Source organism: Lacipirellulaceae bacterium (assembly GCA_040218535.1).
GTDB lineage: Bacteria > Planctomycetota > Planctomycetia > Pirellulales > Lacipirellulaceae > Adhaeretor.
The window spans coordinates 129,958-148,625 of sequence record JAVJRG010000012.1 but is presented as its reverse complement, the minus strand read 5'-3'; the positions used below and the strand labels follow the sequence as shown (position 1 = coordinate 148,625).

Sequence of the window (18,668 nt, the reverse complement as noted above, 5' to 3'; positions counted from 1 at the left end):
GAGTCAACCGCGCTGCGCCCCGGGCGTGCAGTGACGCATGGATTCATGTTAGCGGACCTCCTAGGCGTAAAACCAGAGAATTTTTACAGTGGCTATCGTCGCTCTCGCAAGTCCCTAGCGTTAGGGCAACTCAATAGGGGTTTAGGTCGGGCATGAAAGCAGCCTTCCAGCGGACGTCATTCTTTCTGGAAAGGTCTTTGCTGACGTTAGGCCGCACCATTCCAATTATTACGAACTCAAAGTGAAAGCCAGGAATAATTTTACCACGGAGTCACGGAGAGCACGGAGGAGAATGGGAAAGAAGCCTGCCGAGCGTTGAGTCGTCATCAATCTTTATTCTCCCGCAGTTTCTCCGTGCCCTCCGTGACTCCGTGGTAATACCCTTTTCAGTTTGAGTTACTAAAATCAATCGCCGGATCGTTATGTCTCGTCAAGTTTTGCTCGCCTGTGGCTGCGTGTTCGTTGCGCTTAGCCTTATTCCAAATAGTCACGCCACCACGTTTTATGTCTCGACGGGCGGAGAAGATTCAAATCCGGGGACTTCGGAGGATCCGCTAAGGACGATTTCCCGTGGCGCGGTGCTTGCACAACCTGGGGACACGGTGATCGTGCGGGAAGGTGTTTACCGTGAGCGTGTTGCACCTCCACGCGGGGGCGAGCCCGGGAAGCGGATTACTTACCAGGCGGCTGCCGGAGAGCGGGTGATTCTTAAGGGCTCCGAAGTTTGGCAGCCGGAATGGATCGAAGTGGGGGAGGGAATCTATTGTGCGATTCCTGACCCTGCCTTGTTCAATGATCTCCAGGACGAGTATCCCGACAGTCATAATCCCTTGGAAGTTGAGTTGGCCTCCACTCCTTGGCAACGCGAGGGGCGAAGAGAAGTTGAACGCGGGTTCAAGGGGGACGAGACAATCGTCTACACTTGCGGGCAGGTGTTTGTGGACGGAGCACGCTTCAAGGAAGTTCCCTTCAACGAAGAACTCGAACCGGGTTGCTGGCACTTTGAGAAATCCTCGGGGAACATCTACGTCCATTTTGGCGAAACCAACCCGGCTGAACAGTTTGTCGAACTCACGACGCGCCGCCGCATTTTTGCGCCTACCAAACGGGGACTAGGCTACATCACCGTGCAAGGCTTCATCATGGAGCATTGCGGGAACCAATACCCGACCAATTTCTGGACGACCGATGCTAATGCCCAGAAAGGCGCACTGGGGATCGAGGCAGGACATCATTGGATCCTCCGTCGCAACCTTATCCGGCACGCCAAATCCTTTGCCATTGATGCCGGCTATGTTGATAAGCGCACGCCGCGCGACATGGTTCCTCATGACAACCTGATTGAGGAAAACTATGTCGTCGAGAATGGCTCCGCCGGGATTCTCTCCAACCGTTCTCAGAACATGGTGATTCGTGGCAACGTCATTCTGCGTAACAACCTTTTAAACTTCCTCGGAATGAAACGCTGGGAGCAGGCTGGCATCAAGTGCCATCACTTTCGAGATGGCCTGATCGAGAGCAACTACGTGGCTGATAACCTGCTGACCTACGGAGTCTGGCTCGACAATCAGTTCCCAGACAGTCGCGTGACGAGAAACGTCTTGTGCAATAACGGACGCGCGGGCATTTTTCTTGAAATGAGCGACTACGACTTTGATCGTCTGCTCGTCGATAACAACATTGTGGTGGGTAATCATGAAAACCCCGTCTACATCCACGACGCTTCCGGGGCGACGTTCGTCCACAACTTGTTGGCAGGGACGAAGGAACAACGCGAGTACGGTCAGGCAGTGTACATCAGGCAAGTCTCCGCGAGGACGAAAACGTATCACCATACTTTTTACAATAACCTCATGCTGGACAATTCGGTGATCTTGGATGTGAATTATCCTTCGCATCGCAGTGGACCACAGAGGTTCGACTACAACCTTTACGGATGTAGCCGCGACGAAAAAGTATTTCACATGAACAGCCGATCCGAAAAGCCCTCGCCTTGGAGTGAAGAGGAATTCATTGACTTGGTGAGTGCCGATTCAGGCAAGGAGATTCTTCCGCAAGACACCGGCGACCGACACGTGCGAATCTCTTTCGAAGGTTGGCGTCAGTTCTGGCAGAGTCATGGGCTAGAGAACGATCGCCATAGTCAACTTTCTTCGGCCAGCGAAGTGAGCTATGACGAAAAAGACCAGACGCTTACGTTGCGACTCGCCTTAGACCCCAAATCGGTAAAGACATTCGCTCACCCCAAAGTCTCGAAGGACTACCTTTCGAATGACTTTGACGGCCCAGACGGACGAAAGCCGGGGCCGTTCCAAGCTCTCGAAAAGGGAGAGAATACTTTCAAGGTCTGGCATGGCTTACCACTATTGAAAGACGGTGAGCTTCCGCCAAAAGAGTGGAACCAGCTCTCGCAAGAGGATTCTCAGAAACCCTAGCCAATTCAAACAGCGTGCGCATGGCGCAGGCTAGAAACCGAGTACTGCAGCGAATGCCTCGCTCAAGTACCCCCGACTGGATTCGAACCAGTAACCTTCGGCTTCGGAGGCCGACGCTCTATCCAGTTGAGCTACGGGGACTGAGTGTTTTTTGGTCCGCCATACTACATTTCTCTCGTTGCTCGTACTACAATTCAGCAACAAGACCTAGCTCGGCTGTCTATTCTTGGAGGGGAACAGCCGCGAACAACGGCGAATGGAGAATTGTAGCAATGCCCACAAAGCACCGCAAGAAACGAGTGCCGAAGCTGCGGTATACGAACAGTCAGAAGATTGGGTGGCACGCTTCCTATCGCGACCCTGAGACCGGCAGCCCAAGGCGAAAGCGTTTTGGGATGGTAAGTCAGGAGGAAGCAGAAGTGATGTACCATGAATGGGTAGTTTCACACCTAAGGGGCGAAGCTCCCGCTGCACAGCCAAAGCCATCTCGCAGGAAGCTAACTCATCAACTCGCAGCCCCGAAGCCCAGCGATAGTTCAGTGGGTACTGAAGCGGTGCCAGGGAGTCTGCTCGAAGTAACGTCTGGGCTTCTTCATTTTGAACAGTCACGTATCGCACCCGATGACGGGGTTCGACGCAAGGGGACGATCACTAAGAAGACGTACGGTTCTAGAGAGCAGTTTGCCCAGGAGTTTCTTAAGTTTCTCAACACGCGGCACGGCCAAGGGGCTGCTGGCAGAATAATGCTCGTTGATCTGCAGATGCATGACATTGAGGCGTACAACCAATTGCTGGTATCGGCAGGCTACTCGGCTTCGCAGGTTAAGAAACGCATGAGATTGGTTAAAGCGATAATCGACCGTGCAGGACGTCCGGAATACGGTGAGCAACTGCTACCCTGGAATTGGGAGGCTCGTGACGTTTCCCACGGGAAAGCGTCGGAGTCGCGGAAGCTGCCAACACTCAAACAGCTTAAGCTGGTACTTAGTCATTGTGACGCTCATCGTACTGCGATGGTCTGGATGGCGATTGGCTGCGGATTTGGTCAACGTGACCTAGCCAAAGTGCATGTCAATCAGTTTGATGAGAGAGGCTACGACTTGCGAAGGAGCAAGACTGGCATCGAACGCTACGGCAAGACACCAAAGCTTGTCTGGAAATCCATCCTTGCTCACTTAGAGAACTCTTCGCATGAGTCAGATAGCTTGATGTTTCGCACTGAGCAGGGCATGCCGCTCGTTCATGGCAATAGCGACTCGATTGGCCTCTGGTGGCAAAGATTGAGAAAAAAACTAGGGAAGCCGTGTGATTCTCTTGGAGGCTTCTACACCTTGAGGCATCTAGGGGCTACTGAGTTTGGCTCACGGCCCGGTAGCTCAATAGGCGAGATGAAGCGATGGCTAGGCCACTCGGCGAGCTCTCAAGTAGCTGATGTCTACATGAAGCCTGTTTCGCCCGAGAGTAAAGATGTCGTTGAATGGGTGAGGAGTTCACTGAAACGCAGCAAAGCAAACCTTAAAATCTGAGAAGTAACCAGTGTTCGGAATTGGACCCCCGTCAGATGCCAGGGTAAGCAAACGCCTTGCCATCAAGCCATTCTCAAATAGCCTCTCAATTGCTTTTCTAAATCTACCTGGATTCAGTCGGTGCAAGCAGCGAAGATTGGTTCTAGCCTCGCACCAAGACTCGCTTAGCACTGAGAGTACTCACTGAATGAATCAGAATAAACACTTGATGGGTCTGCGTAAAAGCCTCTCCTATGCAGCGGTTGTGGTTCCCGTTTTGATCGACCAGGGTAATTGGTCGCCGACCCGACATTCGTTTTCCTCCGACAGGAACTGCAGCCCCGATTTCGTCATCTGGCGAAAAGCTTTCTGGCCATTGTAGATTTCCAAAGTGCCGAAGGAATAATTCAGAAGGCACTACCCGCCGCAACTTGCAAGTGAATCCACGGACTTCGTCAATAACTGGCGGCTCCAAAACGAGCACTAAACATGCTTTATGGTGCTTTGAAACGTAGCGACGAATAGAAGAGTAGATGGAAGCTCCGTATCGTCTACTCAAGCGAACAGGCACTAGGATATTTGTATCGCTGTCCGCTGCTTCCTTGGTAAACGAGTCTAGTTGAAAGATTGCCTCTGTGGCAAATACGTTCGCTTCTCGCTCGAACTCGTCCGCAATTTCAGGAGCCAGTGTGTGCTTGCAGTCTTCTGTGACTGCGTAAATGTCTTTTTGCCAAGGAAGAACTGCATGCGCTGTTTCATGAAGCTTTAGAAATGGTAGTTTAGCAACATGCACCGCCTTATCGAAGTAAACGAGACGCGCCGTGATATGCATGACTCCAAGAATCTTGTCGAGCGCTCTTTTTAGCGTATGGCCAGCGGACTTAGCCTTGCGTCTCATCTTTCTTAAGAATCCCTTATCAGCCAGATCCTCTTGAGCGACGAGGATCTCAGCCGCTTCCATCACTGCATCGACTGGAGTAGGGAAAACTCCAAAAGCACCGGCACTCTGAAGTGCCTGCCGAGCGTGTTTGCGAACAAGACGGTGTTGTCGAGGCGTTAGCGTGCAGTCATCAGGACGAACCACCTTTACCCCTCCTTGAGCGGAGAAACGATAGATACTCGATGAGTTTTTCCTCTTCCTCATCAGTCAGATTCTCATTGGCAAAGGTAGCTGCCCGTCCATGCCGTTTACCACTCCGAAGAGCACTGGTAGATGAGGCCTGAGGCAAGTAACCAGCTTTTTCCATGAGTTTCTCGTAAGGTTGGCCGTAAACAGCTGACAATGAATGCAACACGCTCGGCGAGGGCTTTGAGATCTTGTTGTTTTCTAGCTGCGACAGATAGGCGTTGGAGACTTCCTTCTCGGTCGCTTCTTCAACTTCGCGAAGTGTCATCTTCTTCATGCCGCGAAGACTCGCAAGATATTCGCCAAGCGTCTGGTCACCCGCTGAACCACCTGAGGTTCCTTTATCAGACTTCGCAGGTTTTTTGGCCATATTCGGACTCCTAGTCGCTTATACCTCTTCTAAGCATAGGACACTTTGCCGCGTAGGTCAAGCGTTGCTAAATTATTGCTTGACAGACTTAGCATTGCTCGCTACAATGAGATTGTCAGCGAGGCGCGGGGCCTTGCCGGCGTGAATTTTCATACGGAGAAAAATAGAGATGACTAAGAAAAAAACCGATTGCGGAGAGCCAAAGTGGCGTGTGCTTGTCGACGACGTTGGGGTTCCGGTGCCCCAACGAATCGTTTCAGTTGCTGTAATTCGTGCCCAGGCAGATGTGGGCAACGAATTCGCCATCGTGCGAGATCACAACTCACCACGTGACGTTGTGCTAGGGGACGAAGACGAAATAGATTTAGGAGACGGAAACGTGTTCTATACGCTTCGCCGTTGCGATGTGCAGCCGCACGATCACTGCGAAGAACCGGCGAAGCTAGCACTCTTTGTCGATGACCGGGCCGAGATTGTAACGCGTCGCGAGCAGACAGGAAAAACAGTGCTGCAACTGTTCAGTATTCCGCTCAATGTTTCATTGCTCCGAGACTTTGAGAGCCCGAACGATCAGCCAATCGGCATTGATGAAGACCTAGTCTATGGGCACGGCCCTGTCTTCGTAACACGCCAGCGTGAGGATGGATTAAAGATAACAGTCAACTCGCGAGTGTTTACGGAAGATGACGGCGTAAAGCCTGAGATGACTGGAGGTGAAATTGCCGCCCTGGTCTACCCAGAGAGTCCGAAGGAAACTTGTGTTTGGCTCACGTCAGGTGAAAAAAAGCTAATTGAGTTTGCACAATCCATCGCAATTGCACTTTGCGTAACGTTTGACGTCGTTCGCAAAGGTGTTACGGGTGGATACACGCAAACGCGTGTCGGGATGGAAATTGAAAAACTGACGGAGGGCGGTGCGAGAGTCACGGCTATCGAGCAGCCCAAAGCTGTCATCTACCACGACCTGTCGGTAAAGCCCGGAATGCCGGTGGCTACGTCGGACGTGCTCGTGCTTATTCCCAATGGTTATCCAGGCCAATTGCTCGATGGAGCTTACCTGCCAGAGGATTCACCACTTTTTGGTCGAGTGAAAGGTCAACCTCAATCAAACTTAGTAACGGCAGAGGGGAGGCGCTGGAAACTCGTTAGCTATCACCCCCACACTAATGGCATCGGTCCGGCGTGGGATCCAACACGCCACGGCATTCATACGTACATAGGGGAGATCATGTCATGGTTGCAGGACACAGTATGAATTATGCCTCATTACGGGTCGCAGCGGATGCCGGAGTGGCGATGTTTCGAATCCGTGACTCTGACTTGTCGCAGCTAGAGAAACATATTTTTAAGAGGTACCCCAGTCGTGAGTGGGGTACTTTCTTTCGCTTTGGATTTCGCCGTACGAAGTGGGGCATCGCGATCTACTTCATTGAGGGCATTTGGCCAGAGCCCGGAGATTTGGACCGTCAGTCTGGAATGACTAAGTTTCATGAAAACTACTCGCGTCGCGCGTTTCATGAGAGCGGAAACCATGAAGGCCTTGCTGTAGGCGTTATCCATTCGCACCCGGTTGACTGTCCGGTCCGACCAAGCGATTTGGATGACGACATGGATAGCTACTTTGCTTCTGAGATGACTGCATTCAGTGGTGGCAGGCCATACTGCAGCTTGATTTTTGAGCGAAGTGCTGAGGGGCTATCCTTTTCAGGGAGAATTTATGACCGCGGTGTTTGGCTGCCCGTAGAATCACTAATCAGCGTTGGGCCGCATGTGTCGCGCTGGCGGTCGCAGTTGCTGCCGGACATGTCATGTTTAGATACCTTGCTGACTGAATCACCGACAGCGAGACTGCAATCTGTCATGGGACCAGAGTCGAAGCAGCGATTGCGTGACGCAGTGGTAGGTGTGATTGGAAATAGCGGTACTGGGTCGCCTGCGATCGAAGTCTTGGCCCGTGCAGGTGTAGGCAAGTTTATTCTTGTTGATCCACAGAGATTTGCACCATCGAACCTTGAGAGAATGCATGGAAGCGAGTGGCAGCATGCTGAGTTGGCTGAATCTCCTTTCAAGGTCGCGTTGATGAGGAACTTAATTTTATCAATTAATCCTACAGCCGAAGTGACCTCACTTGTTGGAAATGTCTTAAATACAAATGTCATTGATGAGTTGGTTCGCTGCGATTACGTTCTTGGCTGTATGGATACTGTGCATGGTAGGGTAGCGTTGGACGAACTCTCACGGCATCACTTGGTCCCAGTGCTTGATGTGGGTGTCAAGATGTCCGGGGGAAGCGGTTTAGTGAGTGAGCAACTCGTTAACTTATCGACTTACAGAGCCGGACTGGCATGTGCTTACTGTCGCGGGAATGTGAATTCGCAGGAAATGAGTTACGAGTTGATGTCTGAGGACGAACGGCGGGCCATGCACGAGCAAGCGGTGTTGGCTGCTGAGGGAGGGATCGACCAGGATCAGTACTGGAAAGGACGACCGCGCCAACTGCATACCGTTGGATACCTGACAACTATGGCAGGTGCCATGGCCGCTGGCTACGTTGAGGGTGCCCTAACTGGGTGCTTTGAAATCCCCCAGTCAGAGATGCAATATGATATGGGAAGAGCGAATTTTGGCTTTGTGGCTCCGCCTATTTCAGTGCGTGAAGGCTGCCAGTGCCAATCCTACTTGGGTTGGGGTGATGCAGCAGCTCCGTTCAAAAACGTTGCCATTCCAGCCCATTGGTCCCGTCGAGCAATCGAATTAGCTGAACCTGCGGGATTTACTGAAGTGCGTACTCGAGAATCCGCTTGAGATCGTGTTCGATATGGACGATAACAGGGTGTCGAATCGAACAAATGGGGTGCAATTGCTTGCATATGCAGCATTACCTCTGTTCGACATACTGAAGGGTCGTGACATGAATCGAACAGATAGCCTTAATTCCTGGCTGCCAAAAATAGCTGAGGCTGGCTTGGCGGGAGATCAAAAAAAGCTCGAAATCGTCCTAGTGCAAGCGATTCGCGCGCTCAAACGTATCTCACCGGACACGAGCAAGCATCTTGGGCAATTATTGGCTGAATTTTCCACAAATCCCAACGGGCTAAGGTGGAAGAAGAGTGGGCCGCCGCCTGTTGATGCTGATGAGGGGTTCGCCTTGGTGAGAACCGAATCGGTCGAGAATGCTCAGACACCTGTGCTGCCGCTGCCCGTTATGAAAAGGGTTGACCAATTTGTAGGTGAGCGAAAGAGGTGCGAGCGGTTGTTGGAAGAGGGATTCCTGCCGCCAAGTTCAGTATTGCTGACGGGTGCCCCAGGGACTGGCAAAACAATGCTCTCTCAGTGGATGGCACGAGAGATGGACTTGCCATTCATAACGCTAGACTTGGCGACATCAATTTCGAGCTTTCTAGGAAAAACAGGTTTTAATCTGCGGCGGACTCTCGACTACGCGAGGTCACGTCCCTGCGTTCTGTTGTTGGACGAGTTCGATGCCATCGCGAAGCGACGCGATGATGTCTCCGAAGTGGGAGAGTTAAAACGGATCGTCAATGTCCTGCTTAAAGAGTTGGAGGATTGGCCACTGCAATCAGTGCTAATAGCAGCAACAAATCACCCCGAATTGCTCGACCGAGCCATTGCACGCCGTTTCGATGTCGTGATGGACATACCGCTTCCGGGCGAAGCTGAACGAATCGAAATTTTGAAACGTTCAGGTCGACGTTTTACAGAAGAGGTGCCAGCAGAGATTATGTACGCGATCGCATGTAGCCTTGAGGGTGCAAACGGGTCAGAGCTTGACTCGCTCATGTCAGCAGCTGTTCGCCACCACTTGGCCTCCGAGCAGGAGATGGTGCGTAGTCTGATCGAAGCTATTCAATTGCGACTGAGCGAGCGGCTTTGTAGCCAAAACATTGGCGAATTTCTTCGTACTTTGCAATCAAAGTCACGTGGTACGTTTAAGGTTCGCGAATTGGCTGAGCTATTTGGTAAGAGCCCATCGACGATTCAGCACCATTTGAAAAAAGAGGTGCAACATGGCTGACAATCAACGCCGCCTCATTCTTGGAAATGGTGAACAATACATAGAGCCAATCAAGAAGACGTTGACTGGACGAAGCAAAGAGCCGCCGCGCTCTTACGGTGAAGCGAGAGATCGCATCAAGTCTGGGGTTAGCGAGGCAATCCGCTCTTTTGAAAATTTACCGGCGGAAAAGAAGGTTCCTGAAGAGGCCGTCTTTTGCATGAGATTGCATCCAGACGTGACAGCAAAGTCATATGATCCAGCGACAATTTTTGACGAGGTACCTGAGCTCCAGAGCGTTGGGTCACGCAACTATCGGTCGCCTATTAAAGAGGTTGCACAGACGGCTAGGATTGAAAAAAAGCTTGAAGAAGAGATCACTAGCGTTGATGCACGCCTCGTGTTCGTGCAAAGCTCCCCCGTTGGATTCGACCGTTTTCTTGCACAACTCGACCGTGCTGAATCCTCACTTCCTCGTAAGTTTAGGGAAGAAATCCAGCGGATCGAAAGATTCGACACGCTCGCAACTGATGAGCAACTAGCAGGTTTCTCAGAAGATTGGACGGAAGGTCGAGTTGAGTTGATTCTCCACCCAAGCCGGAACGCGAAAAAAGGACAAACAGAGTTCTTGTTTGAGCTGTTCGAATGGTCCAACATAGACGCAGAAAAGAGCAAGATTCGCCCTTACGCCGGTGGCCCTACGTTTGTGTCATGCTTTTTGAACCGTGCTTCTTTGAATCAACTTGCAGGAGCAAATCCTTTAAGGTCCGTCCATCCTCTTCACTTCGATGGCTTGAGCAGCTTACGAAACGCACCGAAATCGAAAGCTCCCAAACCGCCATCCACCTCCACAAGATCAACCATTAAAGTGGGAATGTTTGATGGTGGAATTGACCCAAGTGTCCAATTGCTGGCTGGACACGCTGAGCAAGATGACGCGAACTCGATAAAAACGCCGGAAGATAGCGAATGTGTTTCCCACGGAACGGCGGTTGCGGGTGCAATTTTGCATGGGCCTTTGAACCCATTCAAGGCAACGGAGAGGCTTCCTGCTCCACCAGTTTCTGTTATTAGTTTTCGTGTACTTCCAACATCAGATCCATTAGATGTTGACTTGTTTGAAGCGATTGACGTCATCGAACAGGCCGTGCCTGCTCGAAACGACATTAAGGTATTTAATCTTAGTTTTGGCCCACGTGGTCCTATAGAAGACGACACACTTTCGCGTTTTACGTACGTCTTGGACACTCTCGCCACTACTCACAAGGTTGCATTCTGTGTAGCAGTGGGAAACGACGGCGACGTAGTTGGGGAAGAGCGCATCCAAAGTCCCGCAGACTTAGTCCATGGACTTGGGGTTGGTGCCTTTACACTTGACTCAGCCAAGCCTGTTCATGCTCCTTACTCTTGCCAAGGACCAGGCCGCGAATGCGGAAAAGTCAAGCCTGACTTGTCAGCGTTTGGCGGCTGCGACAATACTCCAATTCACTTGGTTTCAACTTCTGATAGTGAGAAAGTTCTTTGGTGGGGTACTAGTTTTGCTTCGCCGCTAGCATCGCGACTTAACGCTCAGGCAATTGCGTTGTTTGATAGAAGTACTGCCCTATTAGGTCGTGCCCTCTTGGTGCACGCCGCGAATTTCCCTGGCAAAGCCAAGCAAGCAAAGAAATCAGACTCATTGCTTGGACACGGATGTCTTCCTGAATCAATTGATGATGTACTGCTTTGTGAAGATGACTCAGTAACGGTCGTCTTCCAGGGAGACATACTGCCAGGAAGAATGGCGAAGCTACCAATTCCATGGCCGTCCAATGTCACGATTCCAGGAATGATTGACGTTCACTGGACCGTAGCGGCACTTGCCCCAGTAGATCCGATGCATCCCGGCGATTACACGTCCTGCTGCCTTGAAGAGACATTTTACCCTAATGCCCAAAAGTACGAGTTTCGCCCTCCAAAGGGTACGAAAGAAAAGACTAAGCGATTGCACGTGGTCGATGACCAGGCGGAAATCAAGAGACTATTAAAGAGCAAGTGGAAACAATCAGCTTGGCCATTAAGTGAGTCAGGAAATACCTACCAAGACGAAGAAGAGCGAAGGCTTGACTGTAAATGGGAATCAATTGTGCGACGATCCAAGTCAAAGCGTGCCGAAAAAGTAGAGTCGCCGCTGATGACACTGCATGCAATAGGTCGAAATGGTGCTCATGAACGGTTCGATTATGTAGTTATCGTAACGCTTCGAGCTGCAAAGTTTGAAGGCGACCTCTATACTGAAATCCGACAAGAGTATCCAGCACTCGCTCCTATTCGCCTTCGAACCGAAGCCGAAACCAGGATTCAAATCTAGTCATCGTTGCCATCCTAGTTAGAGTCTCAGATGGCCCGAAAGTCGTGGGAAACAATCATTGAAGGATGCAGTCCGATTCTTCAACCCCATCTTAATCGTCGCCAAGACCATCTAGCCGACGGAACTGCTTGGAGATCGCATTAGCTGTGTTCTCAGTAACACCAGCTGTTTCAGCAAAACTAGGCCACCTCGATAGAGTGCGGTCGATTTTCGCAAGCAACTCATTGAGCCGCTTTCCACGAAACAGCCGAAACCTATCAGCCACCGTACGCAGGTCACTGACGTTGAAGCCGTCACGCTTGCCGTTCAAGCTCATCTGATGCTGGCTCGTCCAAGCACCATCAGGGTTGTAGCTATAGATGACATCGAACGCCGGTGCTAATCGCCATGCCCCCGACTTATCCATTAAGAAGGCGATATTTTTAGTGTGGTCGTCTTGATTGCGAGCCATGATATTGAATGTGGCCCGCAGAAAAAGCTGCTCAAAATCAGTCCTTGTTAGTCCAAGCTGCTGAGCGACCTCAATCGCTTGCTCGTAGCTATATGCTCCTGCTTGATTGAAGTCGAAGTGTCCCAATGCACAAAGGGACTGCATGAATACTTTCTCGCCATCATCGGTTCGGTCAAAGCGTTTTGTCATAAAGTGACTTCGCCCGTGCTCTTCAAAGAGGCGGCATTTTGTCATCTCAATTCCAACGTCCTGTGCCATTAAGTGATAGGCATACTCGATTTTTCCGTAGCCGGTTGGGTCTTCAAGCTCTTTATCACTATTGCCGCTTACCCCATCGAACTTAAGGAGCCAGTAGCCGAATCCGGAAGGAGCTTCAATCTGACCAGATCGAACTTCACCAGTTGACTCATTCCAAGCTATTACTGCCTTGGCACGTGCTCCCCCAGCAGACGTTCCTACGCGAAGAATGTCTCGCATAGCCTCAACGTCTGCTTCTGAGTTGCCGGTAAGGCGAGTATCAAGCTGCTTTTTTTGAGATAGGGCATCTGCCGCAAGTCTGACAAGATCCCCGACATCGACCTTCGTAGAACGATCACGTGCGCCACCAAGTACTGGCTCGAATTCTAGAGCCCCCATACCACGTGCTCCAACGTAGCAGAGCCGTTCAACGGGAGTGAAACTTGTAAGGTCGCGTCCACTCCGAACAAGCCATTCATCAATGAGTATGTTTCCGAACTTGTCAGGCAAAGCATCAGCGAGTAGACCTGGCAATCCATAGAACGATTCTTTTGCCAGGGAAGGGAAGGTATGAATTTCCGGTCCTAATGGCATTGTGAGTGGGGCTAGTTCAATGCCACTACGCTGGAACTCTGGCGTGTACTCAAACGCTGCACACTCGCGCTCCTCAAGCCACGAGACAGCACCTATTGCTGAGCCCCAGAGTACAACGTTTGCTACCTTAACAGCCATTACTCACCCCACTTCCAAGACTTCTTAGCCTTCTCAGTTTTGCGTTTTCCAGATGCGCGTTTGCGAGTCTTGCCTTGAAGCTTCACGAGTTGGACCGGACTCAATGGAGTCTCGGGGAGGAAGCTGTTTAACTCAGAAATGAGGCCCAAGCCACGAAGAATGGCCACCAGTGTTTCAAGTGTCGTGACTTGACCATCTTCCGCTTTCTGTAGCGTTCGGCGACCAATTCCAGCCTTGGACGCCAGGGACTGCTGGGTAAGGTTACGGTTCAGTCGTGCTCTTTTGAGCCGCTCTCCAATCTCTTGGAGGATGGCATCATCGCTTAGCTTTTCGATGTTCATAATGTGCACCTTCATGCGCTTAACACCACAATCTTAGCACAAAGCGCACGAACGTGCACAAATATAATTCCTTTAAGGCGTCGTAAGATGCGCGATCAATGGTAAAAGCTGCCATAAAGCGCCTTTTCGTACGCTTTATCGCCATTGACTCTAACCAGCCAGCCGCATGCCTAGACTGGCAAATGAGCTGTCTAGCCTTAAAAGTGCTGGGCCAGAGGCACCAAAAAGTGCTTGGCCCAGCGGGCTAGCCGAGTCCAGCTAGTGCTGGATGAACGAGCGTTTTGGCAACTTGACCACCGGCCAAGCGGGATTCTTCCCACGCCTCAACGTCACTCACGCGCGCATACCGAATGCGACCGCGTTGTTCAAAAGGCAGTGCCCCGGACAACATGGCAGCTACGACCGTCTCTCGACGCATGCGTTGCTGCTTTCGGATCTGCTCGACGCTCAACCAGCGGGTCAGAACGCCCTCAGTGGGGCGATTGCGGCGGGCACGGTGCCCGCATACCGAGTTGTCGCCTCTGTCGGTCACTCTCGTCTCCAGACCCAGGAGGAGGACGCATCACGGTGACGCGTCACGAGAGTTCTCGACAGCTAGGGCTCGGCTTCTGACTCTCTCAAGCTAGGTAATATTCTCCATTGGGTCAAACACTTCTAAAGCGGACCTGAGGCCAGCAAGCCAGGTGAACGGGGTCTAGTTCGGTAGAACGGCACAACGAACTCTTCGCCAAGCGAGTAGTGCGATACCCGTGGCAAAAAGGCTACCTGATAAGGGTTCAGGGACAGCGGTTGCACTTAGCTCAATCTCAAAGATTCTCCCTGATGAACCGAAGACTGATTCCTGGTCAGTGAAGACTCGAAGCAAACCGCTGGATATGCCAGTGGCATCCTGAGGGGCGAAGCTGACACTGATTGCCTTTGTTACGTCAAACCCTGTGCTGTCATGCAAGACCACAGGAGAGAATGCGTCTACAGAGAAGCCGTTTCCCAGGACCTCTACACTAGAGATTGTGAGACCAGTGAGTTCCAGCAACTCACCGCTTCGGTCGATCAGCGAAATCAGGTCATTGGTCAGCTCAATGCTCAGCTCTTTAGCTTCACCAGCGGCTACTTGTCCAAAGTTCAGCGTATTCGCCCCATTACTCAACGAGAAAAAAGGACCAGTACCTGTACCGTTGAGTGGAAGATAAAAATCGTCAACTCCGGTGTTGATTGCCAGATAAGTTGATTCTGATCCAAACTGCTCTGGTACATAGGATACATCTTTCGTCTGCGATTCGCCGCCAGCAAGAGAAGCAAACGACTTACCATTAACGATGGAAAAGCTTCCGAGCGGGTCGTCTAGAATTCCGCCAATGGTACCTGTTAGCCTGCTTTCTTGTGGGCCTGAGTTGCGAAGCGATACGCTACGCGTCTCGCTCGTTCCCACGCGTAGCTTTCCGAAGTCGAATGTCTCACCGTTTACCTCACCCACAAGTTCTCCTCGGCTGTCGAGCGTTGAACTTGTCTGTGAACGCAGGTTTGGATTGAGGGGTGGTGTGTAGTCAAGAATGAACTGGGCAGAGGACAATCCGAGCGAAGAAGTCTCAAACACATTGACTAAGCCTGACCACTCTCCTTTCCAAACACCCCCAAAACGCATCGCTGAGCTAAGGTTCAATCCGAAGTCAAACCGCGCGGAATTAGAAGATCCAGCTGACCGGGAAATCAAGTCTGGGTTCAACGAGAAGCGTCTAGGCTGAAAGTCCCACCCCATCGACGTGCTGGGGTATGGTCGCCTGTAGAATCGCCGCATTTGAGTGATTGAATTATGGCCGAACAATGGCAAGGACTGGCTTTCGTTGTTCGCCAGTATTTGAACAGCGACGGTACGAGTCGATTGGAGGTCGGTTTCTGCACTCAAAGGACTGACGGCTGCAAATAGCATCGGAAAAGCGGATATATTTACTCCGAACTCTAGCCGTGCAGAGTTGACAGTTGCTCCTGCTGGCAAAACGAACTGGTCCGGAGACAGCCGCTCGGTCTTACTATCGTTTACCGACCAAACCGGTAATTGGGCGATGATTTCGGGAAGTTGAAGTTCGTCCTCTAAACGAGTTTCTATCGAGGGGAACGATATTGTTTTCCTTACTTCGACTGCACTCGTGCTACTGCCGGAGAGAACCACGGCTGATACAAATAGGCAAATAGCATTTCTAAGCGAATGACACACCGCCTCGCGGTTTATTGGAAAGCTGACTAGCATTAGCGAACTCCCTGATTCATCGGTCTAGTCTAGAACAAGCGTTTTGATGCAACTCAATCGGGAAGCGATTCTCTACCTGTGATGCTAGTGCCAACAGCGGCTGACGCATAGCAGACATTTTCGCCAGAGGATTGAAACCCTTGAGCAACCCTTGGCGGGGGCAATGGGGAGATTGGGTCAAATGCGCCGTCTTCGTCGGAGCCAGCCATCGGTCGCTCACCCCTGGCTGGCGATTGATGGCTGGTGCAGACGGAGAAGGCGAATTGCCGTCTTTGTTGGAGAAGTCTGAGGGAGTCTTTCGGCTAGAAACATTCCAGCTAGCGAAGTCCTCGGGATGGTGTCATATAAACAACCGAAGCGGCTGCAACTACCCAAATTGGTGTCGCACGAACGGTAACATGAGCGGTGCGGAACTACCTCAATAGCCGGACACCTCTCCTCAGAAGTAGGACGTTATGACCTCAAACCCTGGACGAATACACCTCATTGGCTGGACAAAAATAGAAGCTAAGCCCTCGAAAAGTTTCACGAATCGATTCGCCTAAAGAATCATTAAACTAATAAAAAGAAAGAGGATTGATAGAGACCTATGTATGTAGATGGCGGGATTGCGAGCAACTGGAGAAACTTTGCCTACGATGAATTGAACCTTTGCGAGATACCGCTCGTTGGGAGCGTAACGCAAAGCACTTCAAGCAGCGGCATCTGTTTTAGCGATTCAGTAAGGGATGCATCACTCGGGAAGCGAATCAATCGCACTTACTTAGTTCGACCGCTCGATAGGAACCTTCCCGCCCGAGACTGGGCACCAACTTGGAAAGACGTTGACGTACTGCTTGCTCTTCTCAAGCTGAAATACGAAAGCGATAAGTTCAAAAAAAGCACGCTCGGCTTTCGCCTCGTTGACCTTTGGCGAACCTTGGGGGGAACTGAAACGAAGAATCGACAACGTGAAATTCAGCGGATTCGCAGATCGATTCAAAAGTGGTCAAGACTCTCGATTGACTGCGACCTGTGGCGCTATGGCGATGCTTGGAAGACGGTGCAATTTGCTCCCTTAAAGCTCATTCAGTGGGAAGTTAACACACGGCGAGGCTGCCAAAATGGACTAACATGGCTTCTGTTCGCAGGCGAAATCTGCGAGAGCTTCAGAGGTACATACAAGCGTAGCTTCGATTGGGATCTCTACCTCACGCTCAAGAGCCCAGCGGCTAGGCGACTCTACCGATTCTTAGAGAAACGGTTCTTCTGTCGCAAGCGTCTTGCGTTTCCGCTTGAGTATTTGTGTCGCGAGAAGATTGGTCTGAACAGGAATTACCCAGCACGAAAGTACAAGCATCAGCTCAAACCAGCTGTTGAAGAACTCGTCATGCACGGGATCGTAGAGACTGCTCCGATGTCTTATGTGTTCGGGAAAAACGCTGGAGAGCCTGTTGTCCGGTTCAACGCAGGGCCAGCATCGCGTGCTTGGGCAGACGGCAAAAAAGGCCGCAAGCGTGTAGCGACTCGAACCGCAAAGCGAACCCCAAATTCTCAGCAAACTTCGCGACGCAGGATCAAACCTGTTCTCTCAAACCATCAGCTAGAGTCAAACCTTGGCTTAGCACTGGAGCGTGGCCCCGTGCTTCTACGGGAAGGCTATGCCAGAACCAAGAACGCAGGGGGAGCTGCGTTTGAGCAATACCAGCGACTCCTCGTTGAATGGGCGATGCAAACGAAAGAAGTAGGCTGAGCGGAGAGAACGGCAGGGGCCGCCTCCGCTCGTGGTGTCACTCTTCAGTAATCCCTTTGATAATGTAGCCAGCAGTTTTCTGGATGAATTTTAGGGACTCAGAAAGAACCTCTGGATCGCCTCGGTAAAGCGAGATGTAGTCACTGCTTCGCTCAGTAGAGTTTAGACCGGCCGCCTCTGACACAACAAACGCTACAGCCTCAGCTTCCGTCTCTCGCACGGTAGGCGTTGTCTCGTGTCGCCGCTCACCCTTATGAATTAACTCATGGGCTAGCTCATGAGCAAGGACAGAGAAGGTCTCAGCATCGCTTAGGCCAGGGGTAACGTAAATGTGTCCTCCAGACGAAAGACCAATCGCTCCAGGGCTTGGTGGTGTCTCATAGCTAAGCGTTATGTCGTTGTCCATCACAAGTTGCTCTAGCTTAGAGAGGCTTTCACCGGGGTCACCGCTGATCGTGGCGAACTCAGGAACGGCGTCGCCCTCTGTTTGCGATATGTCAAAGACCTTAGCGTGCCCAAAACCGCTTAGTTTCTTAACTTCTTTGGTCTCAGTGTTTCCCGCCTGATTGACCACTTCAGCTTCCCGCTTTGAGAACCTAGGTTGGACAATGGTGATTGCTTTCTCGCCACGCTTCACTTGCCGACCCAGTTGCTTCCACTTCTGGTAGCCAGCAACGTGGGTCGCGTCTGGTTTCTGGGCTGCAATAAGCAGGCAGTTTCGCAAGCTGTAGTTATGAAACTTGGCCGTGAACGCCAGGTATTTGGTGAGCGTCTCGCTCTGACCACGGCTAAGAGCATCGTTTAGTTTCGCAAGACTCTTTTCCGTCAGTACCGTAGCGACATCTTGTTTTTTGGCCCTTTGCGAGTCAGGTTCACTCGCTGTCTTAGTTTGCTGCTTTTCTTTCCAGCGATTAGCCTTCGGCAATGATTCGGTTCCTTTCCATTGCTGCTGACTAGTTTCTGGCTGAGTCTGATTGGTTTGCTCTACTGCTCTCATTAGCTGTCTCCTCTTAATAAGCTGACAGACGTGCCACGATGAACCGTTTGGCTGCAAAAAACCCGCAGTGCAGAATCGCGCTGCGAAAATAACCTCCAAAAAAACCATCGCGTGACAGCACGCCTGCCCTCG

15 protein-coding genes and 1 tRNA gene are annotated in these 18,668 nt (G+C 51.3%); 8 read left to right on the top strand and 8 right to left on the bottom strand.

Annotated elements, in window-relative coordinates; translation table 11 throughout:
• Positions 1 to 422: 422 nt before the first annotated feature.
• On the top strand, positions 423 to 2,435 hold the full coding sequence (locus RIB44_14570) for a right-handed parallel beta-helix repeat-containing protein (protein MEQ8617793.1): 2,013 nt from the start codon (positions 423 to 425) through the stop codon (positions 2,433 to 2,435).
• A 67-nt stretch (positions 2,436 to 2,502) separates the two neighbouring features.
• Here RIB44_14570 and RIB44_14565 read toward each other — a convergent pair.
• Positions 2,503 to 2,576, bottom strand: a tRNA-Arg gene (locus RIB44_14565).
• A 131-nt stretch (positions 2,577 to 2,707) separates the two neighbouring features.
• Here RIB44_14565 and RIB44_14560 point away from each other — a divergent pair.
• Positions 2,708 to 3,961 (top strand): hypothetical protein, encoded by a 1,254-nt coding sequence (locus tag RIB44_14560; GenBank protein ID MEQ8617792.1) that lies wholly within the window; start codon positions 2,708 to 2,710, stop codon positions 3,959 to 3,961.
• A 142-nt stretch (positions 3,962 to 4,103) separates the two neighbouring features.
• On the opposite strand, the gene RIB44_14555 is transcribed toward RIB44_14560, so the two are convergent.
• Both RIB44_14555 and RIB44_14550 read right to left on the bottom strand, forming a co-directional pair.
• The gene (locus tag RIB44_14555) at positions 4,104 to 5,024 is read right to left on the bottom strand and encodes a hypothetical protein (GenBank protein ID MEQ8617791.1); all 921 of its coding nucleotides are present in this window, start codon (positions 5,022 to 5,024) and stop codon (positions 4,104 to 4,106) included.
• Positions 5,011 to 5,436, bottom strand: a complete 426-nt coding sequence (locus tag RIB44_14550; protein MEQ8617790.1) for a helix-turn-helix transcriptional regulator — start codon at positions 5,434 to 5,436, stop codon at positions 5,011 to 5,013. Before RIB44_14550 ends, RIB44_14555 begins: the two co-directional genes overlap by 14 nt.
• 169 nt (positions 5,437 to 5,605) lie before the next feature.
• Here RIB44_14550 and RIB44_14545 point away from each other — a divergent pair, with 169 nt between their 5' ends.
• The 4 genes from RIB44_14545 (at position 5,606) to RIB44_14530 (ending at position 11,801) form a co-directional block, all read left to right on the top strand.
• Positions 5,606 to 6,691 carry an E2/UBC family protein gene (locus tag RIB44_14545; GenBank protein ID MEQ8617789.1) on the top strand — a complete coding sequence of 362 codons (1,086 nt, stop codon included), beginning with the start codon at positions 5,606 to 5,608 and terminating at the stop codon, positions 6,689 to 6,691.
• Positions 6,688 to 8,241, top strand: a complete 1,554-nt coding sequence (locus RIB44_14540; GenBank protein ID MEQ8617788.1) for a ThiF family adenylyltransferase — start codon at positions 6,688 to 6,690, stop codon at positions 8,239 to 8,241. Before RIB44_14545 ends, RIB44_14540 begins: the two co-directional genes overlap by 4 nt.
• A 106-nt stretch (positions 8,242 to 8,347) precedes the next feature.
• Positions 8,348 to 9,472, top strand: a complete 1,125-nt coding sequence (locus RIB44_14535) for an ATP-binding protein (protein MEQ8617787.1) — start codon at positions 8,348 to 8,350, stop codon at positions 9,470 to 9,472.
• Positions 9,465 to 11,801 (top strand): S8 family peptidase, encoded by a 2,337-nt coding sequence (locus RIB44_14530; GenBank protein ID MEQ8617786.1) that lies wholly within the window; start codon positions 9,465 to 9,467, stop codon positions 11,799 to 11,801. The genes RIB44_14535 and RIB44_14530 overlap by 8 nt, the downstream gene beginning before the upstream one ends.
• Positions 11,802 to 11,892: 91 nt before the next feature.
• On the opposite strand, the gene RIB44_14525 is transcribed toward RIB44_14530, so the two are convergent.
• The 4 genes from RIB44_14525 to RIB44_14510 form a co-directional block, all read right to left on the bottom strand.
• Positions 11,893 to 13,221 carry a type II toxin-antitoxin system HipA family toxin gene (locus tag RIB44_14525; protein ID MEQ8617785.1) on the bottom strand — a complete coding sequence of 443 codons (1,329 nt, stop codon included), beginning with the start codon at positions 13,219 to 13,221 and terminating at the stop codon, positions 11,893 to 11,895.
• A complete protein-coding gene (locus RIB44_14520; protein ID MEQ8617784.1) occupies positions 13,221 to 13,562 on the bottom strand; it encodes a helix-turn-helix transcriptional regulator in 342 nt (113 codons plus the stop codon). Before RIB44_14520 ends, RIB44_14525 begins: the two co-directional genes overlap by 1 nt.
• Before the next feature lie 244 nt (positions 13,563 to 13,806).
• On the bottom strand, positions 13,807 to 14,094 hold the full coding sequence (locus tag RIB44_14515; GenBank protein ID MEQ8617783.1) for a hypothetical protein: 288 nt from the start codon (positions 14,092 to 14,094) through the stop codon (positions 13,807 to 13,809).
• Between the two features lie 162 nt (positions 14,095 to 14,256).
• Positions 14,257 to 15,222: a choice-of-anchor D domain-containing protein gene (locus tag RIB44_14510; protein MEQ8617782.1), complete on the bottom strand. Its 966-nt coding sequence runs from the start codon at positions 15,220 to 15,222 to the stop codon at positions 14,257 to 14,259.
• Between the two features lie 725 nt (positions 15,223 to 15,947).
• Between RIB44_14510 and RIB44_14505 the strand changes: the two genes are divergently transcribed.
• Together RIB44_14505 and RIB44_14500 are read left to right on the top strand one after the other, a co-directional pair.
• Positions 15,948 to 16,232 (top strand): hypothetical protein, encoded by a 285-nt coding sequence (locus RIB44_14505; protein ID MEQ8617781.1) that lies wholly within the window; start codon positions 15,948 to 15,950, stop codon positions 16,230 to 16,232.
• A 164-nt stretch (positions 16,233 to 16,396) separates the two neighbouring features.
• Entirely contained in the window at positions 16,397 to 17,539 is a 1,143-nt protein-coding gene (locus RIB44_14500) for a hypothetical protein (GenBank protein ID MEQ8617780.1), read from the top strand.
• 37 nt (positions 17,540 to 17,576) lie between these two features.
• Here the strand turns inward: RIB44_14500 and RIB44_14495 are convergent, their stop codons facing one another.
• Complete coding sequence (locus tag RIB44_14495) at positions 17,577 to 18,536, bottom strand: ArdC-like ssDNA-binding domain-containing protein (protein ID MEQ8617779.1); 960 nt, start codon at positions 18,534 to 18,536, stop codon at positions 17,577 to 17,579.
• Positions 18,537 to 18,668 lie beyond the last annotated feature (132 nt).

Excerpts from the sequence above, each read along its gene's own strand:
- RIB44_14570 (MEQ8617793.1), top strand. The coding sequence starts at position 423 with ATGTCTCGTCAAGTTTTGCTCGCCTGTGGCTGCGTGTTCGTTGCGCTT.
- RIB44_14560 (MEQ8617792.1), top strand. The coding sequence starts at position 2,708 with ATGCCCACAAAGCACCGCAAGAAACGAGTGCCGAAGCTGCGGTATACG.
- RIB44_14550 (MEQ8617790.1), bottom strand. The coding sequence starts at position 5,436 with ATGGCCAAAAAACCTGCGAAGTCTGATAAAGGAACCTCAGGTGGTTCA.
- RIB44_14545 (MEQ8617789.1), top strand. The coding sequence starts at position 5,606 with ATGACTAAGAAAAAAACCGATTGCGGAGAGCCAAAGTGGCGTGTGCTT.
- RIB44_14540 (MEQ8617788.1), top strand. The coding sequence starts at position 6,688 with ATGAATTATGCCTCATTACGGGTCGCAGCGGATGCCGGAGTGGCGATG.
- RIB44_14535 (MEQ8617787.1), top strand. The coding sequence starts at position 8,348 with ATGAATCGAACAGATAGCCTTAATTCCTGGCTGCCAAAAATAGCTGAG.
- RIB44_14530 (MEQ8617786.1), top strand. The coding sequence starts at position 9,465 with ATGGCTGACAATCAACGCCGCCTCATTCTTGGAAATGGTGAACAATAC.
- RIB44_14525 (MEQ8617785.1), bottom strand. The coding sequence starts at position 13,221 with ATGGCTGTTAAGGTAGCAAACGTTGTACTCTGGGGCTCAGCAATAGGT.
- RIB44_14520 (MEQ8617784.1), bottom strand. The coding sequence starts at position 13,562 with ATGAACATCGAAAAGCTAAGCGATGATGCCATCCTCCAAGAGATTGGA.
- RIB44_14500 (MEQ8617780.1), top strand. The coding sequence starts at position 16,397 with ATGTATGTAGATGGCGGGATTGCGAGCAACTGGAGAAACTTTGCCTAC.
- RIB44_14495 (MEQ8617779.1), bottom strand. The coding sequence starts at position 18,536 with ATGAGAGCAGTAGAGCAAACCAATCAGACTCAGCCAGAAACTAGTCAG.